The sequence below is a fragment of the Marivita cryptomonadis genome, from assembly GCF_002115725.1.
In the GTDB taxonomy this organism is placed as follows: domain Bacteria; phylum Pseudomonadota; class Alphaproteobacteria; order Rhodobacterales; family Rhodobacteraceae; genus Marivita; species Marivita cryptomonadis.
The window spans coordinates 1-1,814 of the sequence record NZ_JFKD01000061.1 but is presented as its reverse complement, the minus strand read 5'-3'; the positions used below and the strand labels follow the sequence as shown (position 1 = coordinate 1,814).

Annotated in this window: 3 protein-coding genes; 2 read left to right on the top strand and 1 reads right to left on the bottom strand. The window is 57.9% G+C overall.

The genetic code is table 11. From position 1 onward, the window contains the following. Both MCRY_RS22220 and MCRY_RS22215 read left to right on the top strand, forming a co-directional pair. The coding region (locus MCRY_RS22220) for an aminotransferase class III-fold pyridoxal phosphate-dependent enzyme (protein WP_139834164.1) at positions 1–200 on the top strand (200 nt) is incomplete at its 5' end. A 116-nt stretch (positions 201–316) separates the two neighbouring features. Further along, a complete protein-coding gene (locus tag MCRY_RS22215; protein WP_024074122.1) occupies positions 317–1,342 on the top strand; it encodes an IS110 family RNA-guided transposase in 1,026 nt (341 codons plus the stop codon). 289 nt (positions 1,343–1,631) lie between these two features. Here MCRY_RS22215 and MCRY_RS22210 read toward each other — a convergent pair. Then, positions 1,632–1,814: hypothetical protein (locus MCRY_RS22210; RefSeq protein WP_034474639.1), on the bottom strand; the 183-nt coding region annotated here is incomplete at its 5' end.

The window sequence follows — 1,814 nt, the reverse complement described above, 5'->3', positions numbered from 1 at the left end:
TGTTCGAAGGTGGCGACACCCACAAGCCAAACGCCGCTGCCGTCTCCGCCGTGGTGGCCAAGGCGCGTGAGAAGGGCTTGATCCTGCTGTCCTGCGGCCCTTACGGCAACGTGTTGCGCATCCTGGTGCCGCTGACCGCGCCGGACGAGCAACTGGACAAAGGCTTGGCGATCATCGAAGAGTGCTTCTCCGAGCTGTAATCGGAAGCTGGCCTGTTCGTAAAGAAACCCGCTTCGGCGGGTTAATGAGATGGTCACCCCCACACCCTGCGAGGGCTACGCTTTCGCAGGGTGTTTTGTTTTTGGAGGCCATCATCATGAGCGAGTCAGCACTGATCGGGATCGATCTCGGCAAACATAATTTCCACCTTCTGGGCCAAGACAAATCGGGCCGCGAGGTGTTTCGCAAAAAGCTCTCGCGAGCGCAGATGATGCGGTTCTTCGGCAACTTGCCGAGCTGCGTCGTGGTAACGGAAGCCTGTGCCGGCTCTCACTTCATCGCCCGTCAGCTTGCGGCGATGGGGCATACGACCAAGTTGATTTCACCGCAGTTTGTCCGCCCTTTCGTCAAGGGCAACAAAAATGACTTTATCGACGCAGAGGCCATTTGCGAGGCGGCTTCCCGTCCGTCCATGCGCTTCGTTACGCCTAAAACCGAGTCTCAGCAAACCCTGTCTGTCCTGCATCGCATGCGCGAGTCGTTGGTGCATGACCGCACCAAGACAGCCAATCAGATGCACGGTTTCCTGCTGGAATTTGGCATCAGCCTGCCCAAAGGCTCAGCCATCATGAAGCGTTTGGCAGCTGTTTTGGCCGAGCATGAGCTGCCTGTGCGGCTGACAGTGCTGTTGCAACGCCTGCACGATCACTTCGTTTACCTGGATGAACAGATCAAGGAACTGGACAAACAACTGGCTTGCCAGCTGGCCGACGATGATCTGGGGAGCCGTTTGCTTAGCATGCCGTGTGTCGGTCCGATCACCGCCAGCCTTCTGGCTGTAGAAATGGGCGATGGCAAGCAATACCGATGCAGTCGCGATTTTGCGGCTTCAGTGGGCTTGGTGCCGCGACAGTACAGCACGGGCGGCAAAGCCAATTTGTTGGGGATCAGCAAGCGGGGTGACAAGCACCTGCGGCAACTGCTGGTGCAATGCTCCAGGGTTTACATGCAGAGGCTGGATCATCAGAAGGGGGCTTTGGCCGACTGGGTGCGAGCGCTGCTGCGCCGACGACACTCGAATGTGGTGGCCTGTGCCCTGGCCAACAAACTGGCGCGTATCGCTTGGGCGATAGCGGCTCACCATGCGCAATATGAAGCAGGGCCAGACGCCTTGAACGCCTGACCCTGCGGTTGTTGCAGTACCACAATTCACCCTTCAGGTTTTGCGATAGCTGAACAACGGATGACGTGAACGGCCTACCGGCCTGGCGAAGATCCTGACATAAAAATCGGCTTCAGAAGCCGACGGGCTTTTAAGGATCGTCAGGCGCGACTCTCATCGTGGCGCTGGGGCAAGCCCCAAACAGACGCCGGATAGATTTAAGCAAGCCAACCACATCGCCCGTTAATCAGTATTGCAAAAATGGGGGGGACCATAGATTTTTTAAGCGTTACCTGATATCAGGCGTTGCTTACAGCGCCAGGTCAGACGCTGGCTTGCTCGGCGCGGCCGCAGGCTTGGCAGCCTCGGTGGCTTTTGGAGCAGTCAGTTGCGGAATCGCAGGCGGTGGGGTCAGTTGCAGGATACCGGCGGTGTAGGCCCATTCCTTGGCAACAGCCTCAGGACTGTCGTTCAGCTTGGTGCCGTAGCTTGG

Coding starts and splice junctions, on each gene's coding strand:
- MCRY_RS22215 (WP_024074122.1), top strand. CDS start 317: ATGAGCGAGTCAGCACTGATCGGGATCGATCTCGGCAAACATAATTTC.